This window comes from Kitasatospora sp. NPDC101235 (assembly GCF_044767505.1).
Classification (GTDB): Bacteria; Actinomycetota; Actinomycetes; order Streptomycetales; family Streptomycetaceae; genus Kitasatospora.
In genome coordinates, this window is record NZ_JBIWNZ010000009.1 from 270,227 (window position 1) to 286,509 (window position 16,283).

A 16,283-nucleotide genomic window follows, 5' to 3' on the forward strand; every position below is an offset into this window, starting at 1 on the left:
GTGTCGGACGTGAGTCGGTCATCGCGTCCGGGTGTGGTCTGTGACGAAGGTGTATCCAGACGGGAGTTCCCAGCCGTCCGCCTTGCCGAGCCTTTGGCAGTGCTGCCGGTAGGCAGCCCGCTGAGTCTCGCTGGGGGAGCTTCCAGGGCGCAGCCGCCGGACGAAGCCGTGGACCAGGTGCGTCGTCGAGTGCCAGCCCGACGCCCTGTCGGGATCGACGGAGACGGCGCGAGGTGTGGGGACGGCGTTCGGCGCGTAGCCGATCAGTGGAATCTCCGGCTCACTGGCGCGTGGGGGGTAGTGAGGATGACCGTACGCGTCACGGCTGCCGCGCGCCGGATAGAGGCGATCGGTGGCGAGCAACTCCTCCACCGCCGCCTCGAGTGCGACTGTCTGCCAAGCGGCGGGCGGCTGCCCGAACACCGCGGTGGGCAGTCCCGAGCGGTCCAGGAGCGCGTGTCCGTCGACGGTGAGCAGCCCGCAGCGGCGGACGGCGCGCATGACCAGGCCGCGCCCGTCGAGGCCGATCGGAGAGTCCTCCTCACGCGTGCTTCCGGGGGCGTTCTCCCGGGTGAACACATCCTTGGAGTAGCCATGTCCGATGGTCAGCCCGTCGACCGTGACGGGCGTTTCCATCAGAGCGGTGGTGGCCCGTACCACCCGTCCGTGGCGTGGCCACTGCACCAGTAGTTCCAGTCCTGGGAAGAAGCTCAGTGGCCACTTGATCCCCGTGAGGCGGCCCTGCTCATCAGAGAGGTCGGACACTGTGTCCTGGACGGCTTCGGATTCGTCGAGTTCCTCGCCCGGGTGGGCGAGTTCGAAGCGAACAGTCGCAGCTGTCCCCTGGAGGGCGGCGCGCAGCTCATCGGCAATGCGCGGGCGTAGCGGGACATAGCCGTCCATGATGTGTGCAAGGCGCAGCGGGAACCTCCACACGACCTCGCTGTCGGTCACACGCAGCAGTTCCGGCTCTCCCAGGCAGGCATCGTCGAGCGGTGCGTCGACGGGGTGCAGTTCGGGCTCGGCGGCAGGACCGGACTTCTCGGAGGAAGGAGCGGGGGAAAACCGGTGGAGGGGAAGCCGTGACCTCGGCGTACAGCGGATGCGAGCTGGTGGTGATCCGCACCATTGCTCCCACCGGAATCGCCGGAACGCTCTCCCCGAGGCTGACTGCTGGGAAGGCACCGGGGTCCAGGGGACTGCCGCCGTATCCCTGACCGTCGAGGTCGTAGCCGAAGTAGACGGCATTGAACGCCACCGCGGTGTGCACGGGTCCGTTCCTGGTCGAGACCAAGGCGATCAGGTAGCGGCGCAGTCGGTCCAGGTCCAGACCGGGCACACCGTTCAGTCCGTCCGCCATGGCGGACGTCAGTAGCGGGTCGTCATGGTAAGGACGCCAGGCCCCGGGTGCCGTGGGTGGTGCAAGGGTCACGCATGCTCTCGTTCCTTCCGGCTGTGGGTCCTGCCGGTGGCCGTGGCAGGCGGCCAGATCGTCTGACCCGCGCATGCCCTGCCGTGATGTGCGCGGACCAGTGAACTCGCTGCACAGGGAGGGTCTTTCGGGTCGGACGCAGTCTAGCGGCGAGTCTGAGCGAACAGCGGAGCAACGTGGAAAGTAGTACAAGCGACGCGAGGATCTCGGACGGCGCTGTCCGTGCGTCCGCGTACTGTGGTGCCCGACGGAGGGGAGGGGAGTCGTTGCGCAGGGTGCCGCCGGAGATGTTCCGGTTCACGACGGGGGAGAAGGCCGAACTCTACGGTGCGATCCTCCAGGCCTTCGGCGCGGCCAACGAGCGGTTGGAGACGGCGCTCGGGCTGGACGAGGTCCGCGGCCGTTTGCGGACGGTCGGCTGGCTCGACGCGGTCGACGACGACGATCTCCAGGAGGCGCTGCGGAAGCTCAGGGAGTGGCAGCTGCTGGACGTCGTCCAGAACCACGCGGAGAACTACCGCACCGCCGAGGAGTACGAGCGCCGCAACCTCCAGTACTCGCTGACCCGGCGCGGTGAGGCAGCGTTCGCCGGGGTCGAGCACGCCCTGTCCGTGCTCGCCTCGACGGGGGCGCTCCAGACGGCGGTGCTGGAGGCGATCACGGACCGGCTTGACGAGCTGTACGTCCTTATGGGCGACTCCGCCTCCTCGGACCGTCGGGTCTTCACCACCCTCCAGGAGCTGGAGGGTCACCTGGAGGCGCTGCTGGCCAACACCAAGACGTTCAACGGCGAGTTGCAGCGCCTGCTGCGTGCCGAGGGCGCGGACCTGGCGACCTTCCGTGAGGTGAAGGCCGCGACGGTGGCCTATCTCCAGGAGTTCCTCGTCAACCTCGACCAGAGGAGCCGGGCGGTGGCCACTGCCGTGGGTCGGGTGGAGCAGCGTGGGGTGAGCCTGCTGCACGATCGGGCGCTGCGGGGCGCCGAGCTGCCGCCGGTCGTGGACGGCGATCCCGCGCCGGCCTGGCTGGAGCGGCGCCGGGCGCGCTGGGAGGGGCTGCGGGCCTGGTTCCGGCCGGCGGACGGGTCGAGACCGCGTGTGGAACAGTTGCACGACGTGGCGCGGCGGGCGATCGTGACGCTCCTCCAGGTCCTCGACCGGATCACCGAGTCACGGCGCCGTTCGTCCAGTGCCGTCCAGGACTTCCGGGAACTGGCACGCTGGTTCGCCGCGGCGCCCGGGGAGGACGACCTGCACCGGCTGTGGTCGGCCGCCTTCGGACTCGGCCCGGCTCGTCACGCCCATCTTGCGCACCCCGATCCCGAGTTGGTGCCTTCGTCGGGGAGCTGGGCCGAGGCCCCGCCGGTGGAGGTGTCGGCGCTGCTGCGCACCAGCGGCCGTACCGAGAGGTTCACCCGCACCGGCAAGGTGCGTGACATCGGCGGCGTCAAGGCGGCCCGCGCCGAGCGGGCCCGGAAGGAGCGTGCCGAGCTCGAAGCCGCCTGGGACGTGCTGGGCACCGACGGCCCGGTGCGGCTCTCCGGGTTCGGCGTGCTGGACCACACCGTCTTCGAGCGTCTGCTCGACCTCCTCGGCCGGGTGCTGGCGGTACGACCGGACGCCGGCGGAGTACGTCGGGCGGTCACCTCCGACGGCCGTGTCGAGATCGTGCTCCGGCCGCTTCCCGCCGGCGGGCGGGCCGTTCTGCGGACCTCCCACGGTCGGCTGGAGGGGCCCGACTACCTGGTGGAGATCCGAAGCCCGGGAGCCCAGCGGGCGGTCACCCGTGAGGACACCGCATGAGTGGGCGGAGCGCGATCCTCATCAGGAGAGGCGTATGAGCACCCTTGCCAACCAGCTGGTCCTGGCCGAGCGGCAGGACGTGGCCCGAGGCATCAGACTCCTCCTCGGCCGACCGCTGATCACCGAACGCGGCGATCAGCACGCCTTCGAGCTGATCCGCCGTCGGCAGGCCCCGTTGACGAAGTGGTTCGACTACCACTGCGGCTGGCAGCTGGTGGTGGAGCCGCGCCTGGGGTACGCGCGCCTGCTCAAGATCCGGGAGATCGCCGACGCCTCGCGCCCCGCCCGCCGACTGCGGTCCGGCAAGGCTCCGTTCGACCGTCGGCGTTACACGCTGCTGTGCGTCATCGCGGCCGAGCTGCTCCCGGTCCCGGTGACGACGGTCGGCCTGCTCGCCGACCGGGTCGTCCAGGCCTGTGCCACCGATGAGGCGCTGCCGCCTTTCGACACGGCGAGCAAGTCCGAGCGCATGGCCTTCGTGGACGCCCTCAAGCTGCTGGAGTCCTACGGCGCACTCCTCACCGTGGACGGCGTCACGGAGTGCTTCGTCGACTCGGCGAAGGCCAAGGTCCTCTACCGGGTGGACGCCACCGTACTGATGCGCCTGCTCGCCGCGCCCGTCGGGCCGTCCCGGCTGGCCGTGCCGGCGCAGGACGTGCCGCTGCGCTTCGAGGACCTCCTGCGCGGCACCGTGCGCGAGAGCCGGTACGGCGGCGCCGACGCCTCCGATGCGCAGCGCAACCTCCGGCTGCGGCACTCGGTGCTGCGCCGGCTCTTCGACGATCCCGTCCTCCACCACGACGAACTCGGCGCCGACGAACTGGCCTACCTCACCTCGCCGACCGGGCGCCAGATCGTCCGGCGCGCCGCCGAGCAGGGCGGCTTCGTGCTGGAGGAACGGGCCGACGGCCTGATGCTCGTCGACCCGGACGGGATCGCCACCGACAGCCGCTTCCCGGACGACTCCGCGACGGCCCGTGTCGCCGCCCTGCTCCTGCTGGAACCTCTGACGGCCGCTCCGGACGGGCTGACACCGGAACAGCTCACCGTCGAGGCGAACGAACTCCTGCGGCGCTTCCCGAAGTGGGCGAAGAGTTACCAGTCGGAGGACGGCGCCCAGCGCCTCGCGGCCGATGCCGTTCGCGTCCTCGGGGACTTCGGCCTGGCCCGTCGGATCGGCGACCGCACCGTTTCCCGGCCTGCGGCGTTCCGGTACCGGACCACCGTGACCGACGGTCCCGCAACCTGACCAGGGAAGACCTCCGATGACCGTGACACAGCTCCCGCAGCGCTCCGAGTTCCCGACGGCGTCCGCAGCAGTGCGATGGCAGCCCGCCAGGGCCGGCATCCTCAACGTCTGGCGCTACTACGACGAGACCTTCACCTTCCACGAGGGCCGACTGCTCCTGCGGGGGCAGAACGGCACCGGCAAGTCCAAGGCCCTGGAGGTGCTCCTGCCGTTCCTGTTCGACGCCAGCCTGCGCCCCAACCGGCTGTCCACCTTCGGCGGCTCCGAGCGCACCATGCACTGGAACCTGATGGGCGAGGGCACCTCGGGCAAGACCCGTGTCGGGTACGTGTGGCTGGAGTTCGTCCGTGGCGACGGCGATCCCGTCCGGTTCACCTGCGGTGCCAGGCTCCAGGCCAGCGTGCACACCACCGGTGTCACCGTCGACTACTTCACCACCGGCGCGCGGATCGACCGCCCCGGCGGTCTCTGCCTGGTCAACGACGCGGGCCAGCCGCTCACCCGCGCCGCCCTGGCCGAAGCCCTGCAAGGCCGGGGTGAGCTGCACGGATCACCCACCGACTACCGCAACACGGTCAGGAGCACGCTCTTCCCCGGACTGAGTGAGCAACGCTACGACGCCCTGATCACGGCCCTGCTCCAGCTCCGTACCCCCAAACTCTCCGAGCGCCTGGACCCGTCGCTGCTGTCCTCCCTGCTCTCCCGGGCCCTTCCCCCGCTCGGCCAGGGAGAGATCACCGAACTGGCCGAGGGCTTCGAGCGCCTCGACCGGCAGCGCGAACACCTGAAGTCCCTGGACGACGAGGTGGCCGCGGCCACCGCCGTCGCGACCCAGCAACGCGGCTACGCCCAGCGCATCCTGCGCGCCGGGGCGGCGGCGCTCATCTCCGCGACGACCGAGATGGACAACCTCACCCGCATCGCCAGGGAGAGCGAGAAGGAGCACGCCGAAGCCCTGCGCCGACGCGATGAGGACAGAGGGGCGCGGGAGGAGCTCGAACACCGGCGACAGGAGATCGAGGGCACCATCGAGGGGCTGCTCGACTCCGAGGCCTACCGGCAGGGGCAGGAACTCGACCAGCTCCGTCGCAGGACCGACCAGGCCGCCGGGGCTGCCGCCCGTGCCCGCGCCGCCGCCGACCGGAAGGTTCAGACGGCCGACGAGGACGCCGGGCGTGCCGACGATGCACGGCTGCGCTCGGAGCAACGGGCCGAACACACCCGCGTGGCCCGGGAGGAGACGCGCGGCGCGGCGCGGCGAGCAGCCATGGAGTCCGTCTGCACCGAGGTGCAGACGCTGCTCGGCGCCGCACCGGGTCCGTCCGGGGACGCGCAGGAGCAAGGGCGCACGGCACGCCGCCTGCTGCGCGGCGCGGTCGTCTCGCGGCACGGCCAGATCGCCGAAGTCCGCACCGCCGTCGAGCGCCACGAGCGTTCCCTCGCGGACCGGACGGCGGCGGAGCAGCACCTCGACACGGCGCGCGAACGGCTGGCCGACGCGACTGCGAAGCGCGAGGGGAACGCCCACGCCTACGAGACAGCCGTCGACGCCCACGCCGACCGGCTGCGCCGGTGGGCAACGGCCGACTGCACCGAGCTGTCGATCGACGACGTCGAGGAAATCGCCTCCCGCGCCGCCGTCGAGACCGACGTCCTCGCGCTGGTCGAAGCCGCCGCCCGGGCCGTGGAGAGCTCCGTCACCGCGGACGAGACGACCGCCCGCGCCGGCCGGGACGACGCCCGCGCCCGGCGTGACCTGGTCGTCGGGGAACTGGAGCGCACCGCGGCCGCGGCGGATCTCCCGCCGGTGCCGCCGCGGACCCGCACGGCCGACCGGTCGGTCCTGCCGGGTGCGCCACTGTGGCGACTGCTGGTGTTCCGGCCGGACGTGCCGCCCGCCGACCAGGCAGGCATCGAAGCGGCCCTGGAGGCGGCCGGCCTGCTCGACGCCTGGATGACCCCCGACGGAGGCCTCGTCGTCGCCGGGCACGACACCCTGGCCGACCCGGCATCGGCCCTTCCCGCACCGGGTCCCTCGCTGCTCGACGTCCTCGCTCCGGAACCCGACGGCCCGGTGCCGTCCGGCCGGGTACAGAGGCTGCTGGCCGGCATCGCCTACGGCCCCACGCTCCCGGCGGGCCACCCGGCCGCCGTGGCGGCCGACGGAAGCTGGCGGCTGGCGACGGTGGTCGGCTCCTGGACCAAGGAGGAGTCCAGTCACATCGGCGCCGCGGCCCGGGAACGCGCCAGGCAGCGACGGATCGCGGAACTCACCGCCGAACTGGCCGAGGCCGAGACCAGTGTCACCGGCTTCGAGACGCGGCTGCGCGCCCTCGCCGACCGCCGGACGCGCCTCGGTGCCGACCTCCGCTCCCGGCCGCACCACCGGGAGGTGGAACAGGCCAAGCGGGTCTGGGAACGGTCCGAGTCCGAGGTGGGTGCCCGCGAGGATGCCGTGCGCGAGGCCGTCGAACGGCTCGCGCGACAGGAGGAGGTGGTCGCGGACGCGCTGCGCGTACTCGCCGTCGCCTCGGCCGAGCACGCCCTGCCGACCGAACGCGCCGCCCTGGACGCGACCGCCACGGCGGTCGACGCGCTGCGCGAACAGGCAGACGTCTGGCTCGATGTGCACCTGGCCTGGACGGCCGCCCAGCAGGCCTGGGACACCGCCCGTAGCCACGCCGAGGCGTCCCGGGGCGCGGCAGCCGAGAGCCTGGGCGAGGCCGAGGACGCCGAGGCCGCCGCCCGCGGGCTCCGATCCGCGCTGCGGGCCGTCGAGAGCACCGTCGGCGAGGACTACCGCCAAGTGGCCGCCCGGATCAGTGACTTCCGAAAGCTGCTCGACCGGACCCGCCATGAGATCGACACCAGCAACCGGTCGCTCCTCGCCCTCGAAGGACGGATCGGCGCGCTGGGCGCCACCACGGCCCAGGACGCGGCCCGGCGTGATGAGGCTGTGGTGGTCCGGAACGAGGCCGCCCACGGCTTCCGGCGCCTGTGTGTCCTCGGGTTCCCCGAGGATGCGGGCCTCGGGCTCGTCCTCACCGCCGTGGACGGCACCCGCGCCACCCTTGAGGCGGCGCGCGGGACCGCCGCCGCGTGGCCCAACCTGCCGCACGGCACCAGGAACCTCGGCGACTCGCTGAACCGACTCTCCGAGGCCGTCCACCGAGCCCGCCAGAGCCTCAGCAACCGTGCCGACCTCGAACTCGAAGCCGAGGAGGACATCCACGTCCTCACCGCCACCATCGACGGCATCCGGGTCGGCGCGACCGGTCTCCTCGCCATCCTCACCGGCGACCGTGACCGCAGCCAGGACGACATCACCACCGCCGAACGCAGCCTCTTCGACCGGACCCTCACCGGCGACACCCGCCGCCACCTCGCCTCCCGGATCCGCCAGGCCGGTGAACTCGTCGAGCGGATGAACGGCCACCTCGAACGGGTCCGCACCGCCTCGCGGGTGGCCGTCCGGCTGGTGTGGCAGATCCACCCCGACCTGCCCGCCGGCACCCGGACGGCCCGTGAACTGCTGCTCAAGGACCCGGCGCGGATCACCGAAGCCGACCGCGAGGCCCTGCACGCCTTCTTCCGGGGCCGCATCGAGGAGGCCAAGACCCGCAACACGGCGGCGACGTGGGAGGAGCAGCTCGCCGAGGTCCTCGACTACACGGCCTGGCACCAGTTCGTCGTCAAGCTGGACCGCGCCAACGGCTTCGGGTGGCAACTGCTCACCAAGAAGCTCCACGGCGCGCTCTCGGGAGGTGAGAAGGCCATCGCCCTCCACCTGCCGCTGTTCGCCGCTGTGGCCGCCCACTACGAGGCGGTGCCGGAGTCCCCGCGACTGATCCTGCTCGACGAGGTCTTCGTCGGCGTCGACACCGTCAACCGTGGGCAGGTCTTCGCCCTCCTCGCGGCACTCGACCTCGACCTGGTGCTCACCTCCGACCACGAGTGGTGCACCTACCGGGAGCTCTCCGGCATCGCCGTCCACCAGCTGATCACCGGAGGCGACGGCGACGACGCCGTCACCAGTGCCCGCTTCACCTGGACGGGCACCGAGCTGCTGCCCGACGAAGCCGACACGGAAGAACCGGCATGACGGACCACCACCGCCTCGACCTCCCCGAACTCCGCCCCCTCTGGTCGGCCGTCCACGACCGCCTCTCGACCGGCCGGCCCGTCAGCCGGGTGCGGTCCGGACCGCTCGACGACGCGGGCCGGGAGGCATTGGCCGACCTCCTCGGACTCGACCGGCTTCCCGGTACCGAACCGACGATCCCCCTCGCGGGACTCGACGGTGCCGTGCTGGAGGCCTGCGGCCGGCCCGTCCGGGACGTGGTGACCGCGATCCTCGGCCCGATCCACGACCGGGCCGCCGAGCGCGAACGCAAGGCCGGCCAACGCGACGCCCTGTGGGGGTGGTTGGCCGGCCACGAGGTGGTCACCGCCCAGCCCGCTCTCCTGGAATGGGTCGGACACCTGCGGGCCAACGGCCTCATCGACGGCTCACCCGACCGGACCCGGGGCCTGTTGACCGCGGCGCTGACCGTCCTGGCGGCCCTCCCGGCCGACGGCGAGCCGCTTCCGGTCCTCTCCGCCCGTCTCCTCGACGGTGACTCCCACGCCCTCGACGACGGGACCCGACTGTCCTCTCTGATCCTGCGCGCACTGGCGGCGCAGTACGGGACAGATGTGCCGGACGCCGCCGAGGAGCGACGCGCTCTCTGGAGTCGAGCCGGCGTGGCCGACGACGAACTGTCCTCCGGCGTGCTCGCCGTCGGTCTCCGTGCCGAGGGAGAAGGTCCGGTCGCCACGATCTCCCGCGTCTGCGCCCGAGCCGGCCACCCCGTCAGCCTCACACTCGCCCAACTCCGCACACCCGGTGACTTCACCGGCCCCGCAGGGCCGGTGCACATCACCGAGAACCCCAGCGTGCTCGCCCTGGCCCTACGGCGATTCGGCCACCACTGTCCGCCGCTGGTCTGCACATCAGGGTGGCCCAACACCGCCGTGATCCACCTGCTGCGCCGACTCGCCGACGACGGCGCATCCCTGTACTACCACGGCGACTTCGACGGAGAGGGGGTCCGCATAGCGGCCCATGTCATCGCCAAGACGGGGGCCGTGCCCTGGCGGATGTCAGCCGACGACTACCGGGCCGCCGTGCCCCGGGTTCCCTCAGGCCCCGACCCGGGGCGCCTCACGCCCGCACCGTGGGACCGGGCACTCGTCGACTCCATGGCCGAACTGCGCACCGCAGTGGTCGAGGAGGTGGTCGCGGACCTGCTCCTCGACGACTTGGCGGACCACCGACACCGATAGAACGACAGCCCGTTCGACGGGCCGAGGGGTTCAGTCGGCGCTTCGACTGGTTCGCCGTCCGCGGGAGTCCGCTCCCCGAGGGCCGATCACCGGAGTCGGCCGGGCCCCCGCTCGGGGCGGCGCATGCGCAGGGCGAGTGCCGGGCACTGGCTCACGGCCCGGCGGGCACCGTGTTCCTGCCAGGGGGCGACGGGGATGGTGGTCGACGCGGGATAGCCGTGCGGGCCGAGCCGGACGAGGCCGGGAGCCAGGACGCCGCACAGGCCGTGCCCGGCGCAGCGGGACCAGTCCACCTCCAGGCGTGCGCCTTCGCCGCGGGGCAGCGGCAGCACGCCGAGGACGGGCCTTCCGCACCCGGGGCCGGCGATGTGCGCCTCGACGTCCGGAGCGAACACGTCGAGTGCGCTCAGCACGAAGCGGGCCGTGCCGTCGGGGTGCGAGCAGGCGCCGCCACCCTGCGCGCCGCCGAGGGCACGCCGGACGTCCTCCAGGCCGGCCGGCCCGCCGGCGCCCGTGGCCAGCGCGACGAGCGCGTCGGCCGCGTCGGGCAGCCCGCGCCTGCACGGCCCGCACTGCCCGGCCGACTCGCCCGCCAGCCAGGCCGCAACCCGGGTGATCTCGCCGAGCGGGCACGTGACGGCCGGGAGCGCGACGATGGCACCGGCACCCAGGGTGGCGCCGAGCTCGGCGAGACCCGTGCGTGAGAGCGACGCGCCGGCGGCGTCCACCGGGCCCAGCCAGGCGCCGTGATAGCCGCCCACCAGCACGCTGTCGCCCGGCCGCAGCCCACACGCGTGCAGTACGTCTCCCAGCCTCGTGCCGAAGGGGGCCTCGACCACCACGGGGCCCGGCCCGGGACGGTTGACCGTCAGCAGGACCGTGCCCGGTTCGGCGGCGGTGCCGACGGCGGCGTACGCTTCGGGGCCGATCCGGGCGGCCACGGCGAGCTGGGCCCAGGTCTCGGCGTTGGACAGCAGCGTCGGGCGCCGTCGAACGCCTCCCGTTCCGCCCTCGGCCGCGCGGGTCTTCACCGCGGCGGGTTGTACCGGAAACCCGTTGACCCCGCGGATCAGTGCGCTGGACTCACCGGAGACGAAGCGTTCGGGAAGGCACACGGTCCGGGCCGGGCACGGCAGGTCGCGTTCGTCGAGGGCGAGACCTCTCCGGGGCTGCCGGCGGCGACGCCGATGACGATCTCCTCGGCCCCGAAGGCGGCCGCGGCGAGGCAGGCGCCGTCGAGCACGAGGTGCGGAGCGCGGCCGAGCAGCATCCGGTCCTTGACGCTCGGGGGCTCGCCCTCCGAGCCGTTCACCACGATGACCGGTCGTGCCCCGGTTCGGTCGGCGGCGGCCATCGCGGCCCGGGCCTTGCGGGCGAAGGGGAATCCCGCGCCGCCGCGTCCGCGCAGATCGACGCGCTCGGCCAGGTCCAGCAGGTCGTCCCGGGTGGACCGGGGGAGAGGAGGGTGGACGCGGAGGTGGGAGGCGAGGTTGAGGCGCTGGAAGCGGTCCAGCCCGGCAGTCAGCCGGGCCGGCCCCAGGGCGCGCACCTGCGGCAGGTCGAACCGGGCGCTCACATGTCACCGTCGGGCCGGAGCAGCCCCAGCTGCGGGGGTGCGGCCGGTGCGGCGTGCCGCGGTCGGCCCGGCACCGTGCCGATTCGGGCCGCCGCGCCTGCTGTTGCCGAGGGCGGGGTCGTCCGGACAGCCGGCGGACCACCGCCGCGCCGTGCCGACAGCGTGGAGAAGACGCTCAGCCCGGCTGGCAGCGGTGCGCCGGCCCGATGGGCCTTCGAGCGGCGCCGGTGCCGGGTGACGGTCCGGCGATGGCCCAGCCAGGAGAAGGTCCGTACCAGCAGAGCGAGGGCGATCAGCGCCGCACACAGGCCGTAGCCCCACAGGACCCAGGCGTGTGCCGCGCGTCCGGCGGTCAGACCGTGGACCAGCGCGACCGGCCAGCAGGCGTACGCGCCCGCGTGCATCACACGCCAGAGCCAGGCGTGCCGACTGCCCGCGAAACGTCCGCGGAACGCGCCCGTCGCCGCGACCAGGACGAGCAGGTCGGCCGCGACGGCTCCCAGGGCCACCGCGACGGCGGTCCCGCCGGTGAAGGGAATGGCCACGCTCCAGGGGCCCGCGTGGTGCTCGGCGACCTTGACCGCGATGTGGACAGCCAGGAACCCGAGCGCCGCGACGGCGGTCGCCCGGTGCACCGACTGGACGGCGACCCGCAACCGCGGCGTCAGGACCAGGCGATCGGTGGCGGCCAGCCCGCACACGACCGCGGCGGTCAGCGAGAGCAGGGTGAAGACCCCGGCGAAGTAGTCCAGGAAGGCGATGACGTGGTGGGCCATGGCGACCGCCGCGCCACCGACCGCGGTACCGGGGAGAAGGGCGGGTGCGGGCATCTGGAATCCTTCTTCCGATTCGGTCAACCGGCGGGGCGCCGGCCGGCAGCGCCATCGGATCGACTCGACCAGCATCGAAGCCGCATCGAAGCCGCGTCGAAGAGCGAACCCGGTCGTGGGGTGGGTGACACGGCTGGATCCGCCCATTCTCAGTGGCGGCCGAACGGGGGGCAAAGGCCCCTGAATACGACACCGGACAGTAGGAGGGCCCCGCGTGGGACCGGTCCGCAGTGCGAACGGGGGCTCGTGTCTACGGCCGAACGTCGTAGATGCCCGGAGTGATGTAACCGGGCTCACGCCCTGAAGCCGCGGACGGCGACGGAGCGTCGCCGAAGGGCCACGCTCGGCCTCCTCCGCGCCGACTTCGGGACGCGGCGTCGCGCGATCCGGCTTTCTCCCCGGCGCCGCCGCAAGCACGCTCGATGACCGGTCACCGGCGGGGGAAGCTGAAGGTGTAGCCGTTGTCCTTGAGCCACGGCAGGAGTTGCTCCAGGGCTTGCAGGGTCTGGGCGCGGTTGCCGCCGCCGTCGTGCATCAGCACGGTCGGGCCGATCCGCAGCTGGGCCTTGGCTGTCTCGACGATCTTCTCGACGCCGGGGCGTTCGAAGTCGCGGGTGTCGGCGTTCCAGCCGAGCGGGCGCATGCCGTGGGCGGCGGCGATCTGGCGGCTCTCGGGGGTGAAGGCGCCGCCGGGGGCGCGGTAGTAGGGGACGGGGGCGCCGTCGGTGATCACGGCAACTCCTTCGAACGACATCAAGGAGCCGCCACGCTAGGAATCCGGTATCAGCCCGCCCCTACCGGAATATGACCGTCGCGTCACAGACCCGGGAGACCACAGGCCGCCCACGACGCGGCCGCTGGAGCTTCTGGCACGGTCCGACGGGCCGAGGGCTACCACCATCGCTTCGGCCTGGTCCACGTCGACGTCGAGACGCAGCAGACCAAGGACACCGTCGACCTGCGCGCGCCCGGCCGAGGCCGTGGAGCTCGCCGTCCGGTCCTGGCCTTTCCGCCGTTCCGGCCGCACTCGCCGTGCGGCCGGAGCCTCGGGGCGTGGTGGTCAGCTCAGGGTGCGGACCGCGGTGGCCTCGTAGGGGTGCAGGTCGGTGAAACGGCCGGAGAGGACCTTGGCGGCCCACTGCGGGTCCTGGAGGAGGGCGCGGCCGACGGCGACCAGGTCGAACTCGTCGCGCTCCAGCCGGTCGAGCAGGTTGTCGATGCCCTGGACCGGGGCGCCCTCGCCGATGAAGGCGCGGACGAAGTCACCGTCGAGGCCGACCGAGCCGACGGTGATGGCGGGGCGGCCGGTGAGCTTCCTGGTCCAGCCGGCCAGGTTGAGGTCCGAGCCGTCGAACTCGGGCACCCAGTAGCGACGGGTCGAGGCGTGGAAGGCGTCGACGCCGGCTTCGGCGAGCGGGGCGAGGATCGCCTCCAGTTCCTGAGGGGTCTCGGCGAGTCGGGCGTCGTAGTTCTCCGACTTCCACTGCGAGTAGCGGAAGATCACTGGGAATTCCGGGGAGACGACCTCACGCACTGCGGCGACGAGCTCGGCGGTGAACTTCGTCCGGGCGACCGGGTCGCCGCCGTAGGCGTCGGTGCGGCGGTTGGTGCCCGCCCACAGGAACTGGTCGAGCAGGTAGCCGTGGGCGCCGTGCAGCTCGACGCCGTCGAAGCCGATCCGCTCGGCGGCCGCGGCGGCCTCGGCGAACGCGCCGATGACGGCGTCCAGGTCGGTCCGGGTCATCGCTTGCCCGGTTCCCTCGGTGCCGTCCAGCCGGATGCCGGACGGGCCGACGGCGGGGGCGTCGGCGAACGGCGGGTCGCCCTGCTTGCGCACCATGCCGATGTGCCAGAGCTGCGGCACGATGGTGCCGCCCGCCGCGTGGACGTCCTCGGCGACGCGGGCCCACCCGGCCAGCTGCTCTTCGCCGTGGAAGCGCGGGATGTCGTCGCTCTGGCCGGCGGATTCGTGGCCGACGTACGTTCCCTCGGTGACGATCAGGCCGACGCCCGCGGCGGCGCGGCGGGCGTAGTACGAGCGCACGTCCTCGCCGGGCACGCCACCCGGGGAGAACCTGCGCGTCATCGGCGCCATCACGATGCGGTTGGGCACGGTCAGCCCGTTGATCGTGACGGGCCGGGACAGGATCTCGGCCGCGCGGGAGGTGGAGGGCTCGGTGACGGTCATGGGGATTCCTCGCGGATAGCGGTGGTGTGCGCCGGGACGGAAACGGTTGCCCGCACCAACCACCTCGGCAGCCTCCGCATTTCGCGGGCCGGGGGAAACCCGGTGTGACCCGCGCCACTGTCCGACGTGAGCCGAGGTCCGTCGAGCAGGCGGCGAACGCCAACGCGCCCTGGCTGCAACGAATGGGGCCGAAGGGCCCCAGACGCCGCCGGCGTGGTCAACCTACGGTGGCGTTACCTACGGAACCGTAGGTTTGTTCGTCAATCGAGAGTTGGACCCGTGAGCAACACCTCCTCGCGCACCCGGTGGACCGATGCCAGACTCCTGCAGGCCCTGGAGGAGGTGGTCGAGCGCGAGCTCAACCGCCACCTGCGGGTCTTCAAGGAGTGGATGCCCCACGAGTACGTGCCCTGGAGCCGGGGTCGGGACTTCGACGGGCCCCTCGGCGGCGAACCGTGGGCGGTCGAGCAGTCGCCGCTGACCGAGGTGGGCCGGGTCTCGCTGGTGGTGAACCTGCTGACGGAGGACAACCTGCCCAGCTACCACCACGAGATCGCGACCCTGTTCGGCCGGGACGGGGCTTGGGGCACCTGGGTGCACCAGTGGACCAGCGAAGAGGCCCGGCACTCGATGGTCCTGCGCGACTACCTCATCACCTCCCGCGCCGTCGACCCGGTGGAGCTGGAGCGCGCCCGCATGACGCACATGCAGAACGGCTTCGTCTCCGACAACCGGCACTCGCCGCTCCACACGGTCGCGTACGTCGCCTTCCAGGAGCTGGCCACCCGCATCTCGCACCGCAACACCGGACACGCCTCGGGTGACCCGGTATGCGACCGGATGCTGGCGCAGGTCGCCAACGACGAGAACCTGCACATGATCTTCTACCGGAACCTCCTCAAGGCCGCGTTCGAACTCGCCCCCGACCAGGCGATGCAGGCCGTCAATGAGGTGGTGACGAACTTCCGCATGCCGGGCCACGGCATGTCCGGCTTCGAGCGCGCCGCTGCGCGGATCGCCGTCGACGGCGTGTACAACCTCCGCGTCCACCTCGATGACGTGCTGCTGCCCGTCCTGCGCCACCTCAAGGTGATGGAGGTCGGCGGACTGGGGCCGGACGGGCTCAGGGCCCAGATGGAGCTGGGGCTGATGCTCGACGGTCTGGCCGTCCAGGCGGCCCGGTTCGACGAACGGCAGGCGGCGATCCTCGCCCGGCGGGCCGCAGCCAAGGGCTGACTTCAGAACCCCGGTCGGGCCAGCGGCCAGGCCACGGTGAAGGCGCAGATGCGGTTCTTCTGCTCTGCTCTGTTCTGTGCCGTCGGTTCTGTGTCGCCGGGCCGGCTCAAGCTCGGCGACCTGCGGCTCAACCCGCTCGGATACAGGCAGCCTCCGCCCGCGGTGCCGGCGGAGCCTGAGGGCGTCGGGGCCGGCAGGGGGCTCACCTGCGCGGTCCGGTCGGGGCATTTGTTTTGGGCGCGGAGTTGGAGTACTGTCTCCCAGTCGCTCGGCAGGGAGCACCGGACACGCGTTTGCGCGGACGGTCCCGGGGCGGCCAATCCTCTGGAACACCACTTCCCGGTTCGGGCCGGGTCGCTTCGCGTTGTCGTGTTGTGGCTCGGTGCTTATTCGGCGTGCTCGTTTTATCGGGTTGCGGCCGGATTCGCTCTTCGGAGCGGAGATCGGCTAGAGTTTGAAATGTCGGACAGGGCGTCAAGCCCCGGAAGACATCGGCGAGTTGGATGGAAGCCCCGGTAAACGGAGCGGAAAGCGTCTGATAAGCTGGAAGCACGAAAGAACGAAGCCCGGAGGGTCCGCTGGAAGGCGGTCCGAAGGAAGCGTCCGTTCCTTGAGAACTCAACAGCGTGCCAAAAGTCAACGCCA

Annotated in this window: 10 protein-coding genes and 1 pseudogene; 5 read left to right on the top strand and 6 right to left on the bottom strand. The window is 72.1% G+C overall.

What is annotated here, in order from left to right; genetic code table 11:
* Positions 1–18: 18 nt before the first annotated feature.
* Positions 19–954, bottom strand: a complete 936-nt coding sequence (locus ACIRRH_RS18175; RefSeq protein ID WP_403067898.1) for a hypothetical protein — start codon at positions 952–954, stop codon at positions 19–21.
* A gap of 765 nt (positions 955–1,719) precedes the next feature.
* On the opposite strand from ACIRRH_RS18175, the gene ACIRRH_RS18180 reads away from it, so the two are divergent.
* From ACIRRH_RS18180 to ACIRRH_RS18195, 4 genes are read left to right on the top strand one after another with little or no spacing between them, the layout of a single operon-like run.
* The gene (locus tag ACIRRH_RS18180; RefSeq protein ID WP_403067900.1) at positions 1,720–3,234 is read left to right on the top strand and encodes a TIGR02677 family protein; all 1,515 of its coding nucleotides are present in this window, start codon (positions 1,720–1,722) and stop codon (positions 3,232–3,234) included.
* A 34-nt stretch (positions 3,235–3,268) separates the two neighbouring features.
* Positions 3,269–4,483 carry a TIGR02678 family protein gene (locus ACIRRH_RS18185; protein WP_403067903.1) on the top strand — a complete coding sequence of 405 codons (1,215 nt, stop codon included), beginning with the start codon at positions 3,269–3,271 and terminating at the stop codon, positions 4,481–4,483.
* Between the two features lie 16 nt (positions 4,484–4,499).
* The gene (locus ACIRRH_RS18190) at positions 4,500–8,585 is read left to right on the top strand and encodes a TIGR02680 family protein (protein WP_403067906.1); all 4,086 of its coding nucleotides are present in this window, start codon (positions 4,500–4,502) and stop codon (positions 8,583–8,585) included.
* Positions 8,582–9,808 carry a TIGR02679 family protein gene (locus tag ACIRRH_RS18195; RefSeq protein ID WP_403067909.1) on the top strand — a complete coding sequence of 409 codons (1,227 nt, stop codon included), beginning with the start codon at positions 8,582–8,584 and terminating at the stop codon, positions 9,806–9,808. Before ACIRRH_RS18190 ends, ACIRRH_RS18195 begins: the two co-directional genes overlap by 4 nt.
* 86 nt (positions 9,809–9,894) lie before the next feature.
* On the opposite strand, the gene ACIRRH_RS18200 is transcribed toward ACIRRH_RS18195, so the two are convergent.
* From ACIRRH_RS18200 to ACIRRH_RS18220, 5 genes and pseudogenes are all read right to left on the bottom strand, one after another.
* Positions 9,895–10,839, bottom strand: a complete 945-nt coding sequence (locus ACIRRH_RS18200; RefSeq protein ID WP_403067912.1) for an NADH-ubiquinone oxidoreductase-F iron-sulfur binding region domain-containing protein — start codon at positions 10,837–10,839, stop codon at positions 9,895–9,897.
* Positions 10,840–10,877: 38 nt separating this feature from the next.
* On the bottom strand, positions 10,878–11,384 hold the full coding sequence (locus ACIRRH_RS18205) for a hypothetical protein (protein ID WP_403067915.1): 507 nt from the start codon (positions 11,382–11,384) through the stop codon (positions 10,878–10,880).
* Positions 11,381–12,214 (bottom strand): hypothetical protein, encoded by an 834-nt coding sequence (locus ACIRRH_RS18210; protein ID WP_403067918.1) that lies wholly within the window; start codon positions 12,212–12,214, stop codon positions 11,381–11,383. Before ACIRRH_RS18210 ends, ACIRRH_RS18205 begins: the two co-directional genes overlap by 4 nt.
* Before the next feature lie 430 nt (positions 12,215–12,644).
* Positions 12,645–12,935: pseudogene (locus tag ACIRRH_RS18215) on the bottom strand (polysaccharide deacetylase family protein); the annotation flags it as partial.
* 339 nt (positions 12,936–13,274) lie between these two features.
* On the bottom strand, positions 13,275–14,402 hold the full coding sequence (locus ACIRRH_RS18220; RefSeq protein WP_403067921.1) for an NADH:flavin oxidoreductase: 1,128 nt from the start codon (positions 14,400–14,402) through the stop codon (positions 13,275–13,277).
* 279 nt (positions 14,403–14,681) lie between these two features.
* On the opposite strand from ACIRRH_RS18220, the gene ACIRRH_RS18225 reads away from it, so the two are divergent.
* Positions 14,682–15,638, top strand: a complete 957-nt coding sequence (locus tag ACIRRH_RS18225) for an acyl-ACP desaturase (protein ID WP_403067924.1) — start codon at positions 14,682–14,684, stop codon at positions 15,636–15,638.
* Positions 15,639–16,283: the final 645 nt, after the last annotated feature.

Excerpts from the sequence above, each read along its gene's own strand:
- ACIRRH_RS18220 (WP_403067921.1), bottom strand. The coding sequence starts at position 14,402 with ATGACCGTCACCGAGCCCTCCACCTCCCGCGCGGCCGAGATCCTGTCC.
- ACIRRH_RS18195 (WP_403067909.1), top strand. The coding sequence starts at position 8,582 with ATGACGGACCACCACCGCCTCGACCTCCCCGAACTCCGCCCCCTCTGG.
- ACIRRH_RS18210 (WP_403067918.1), bottom strand. The coding sequence starts at position 12,214 with ATGCCCGCACCCGCCCTTCTCCCCGGTACCGCGGTCGGTGGCGCGGCG.
- ACIRRH_RS18190 (WP_403067906.1), top strand. The coding sequence starts at position 4,500 with ATGACCGTGACACAGCTCCCGCAGCGCTCCGAGTTCCCGACGGCGTCC.
- ACIRRH_RS18185 (WP_403067903.1), top strand. The coding sequence starts at position 3,269 with ATGAGCACCCTTGCCAACCAGCTGGTCCTGGCCGAGCGGCAGGACGTG.
- ACIRRH_RS18180 (WP_403067900.1), top strand. The coding sequence starts at position 1,720 with ATGTTCCGGTTCACGACGGGGGAGAAGGCCGAACTCTACGGTGCGATC.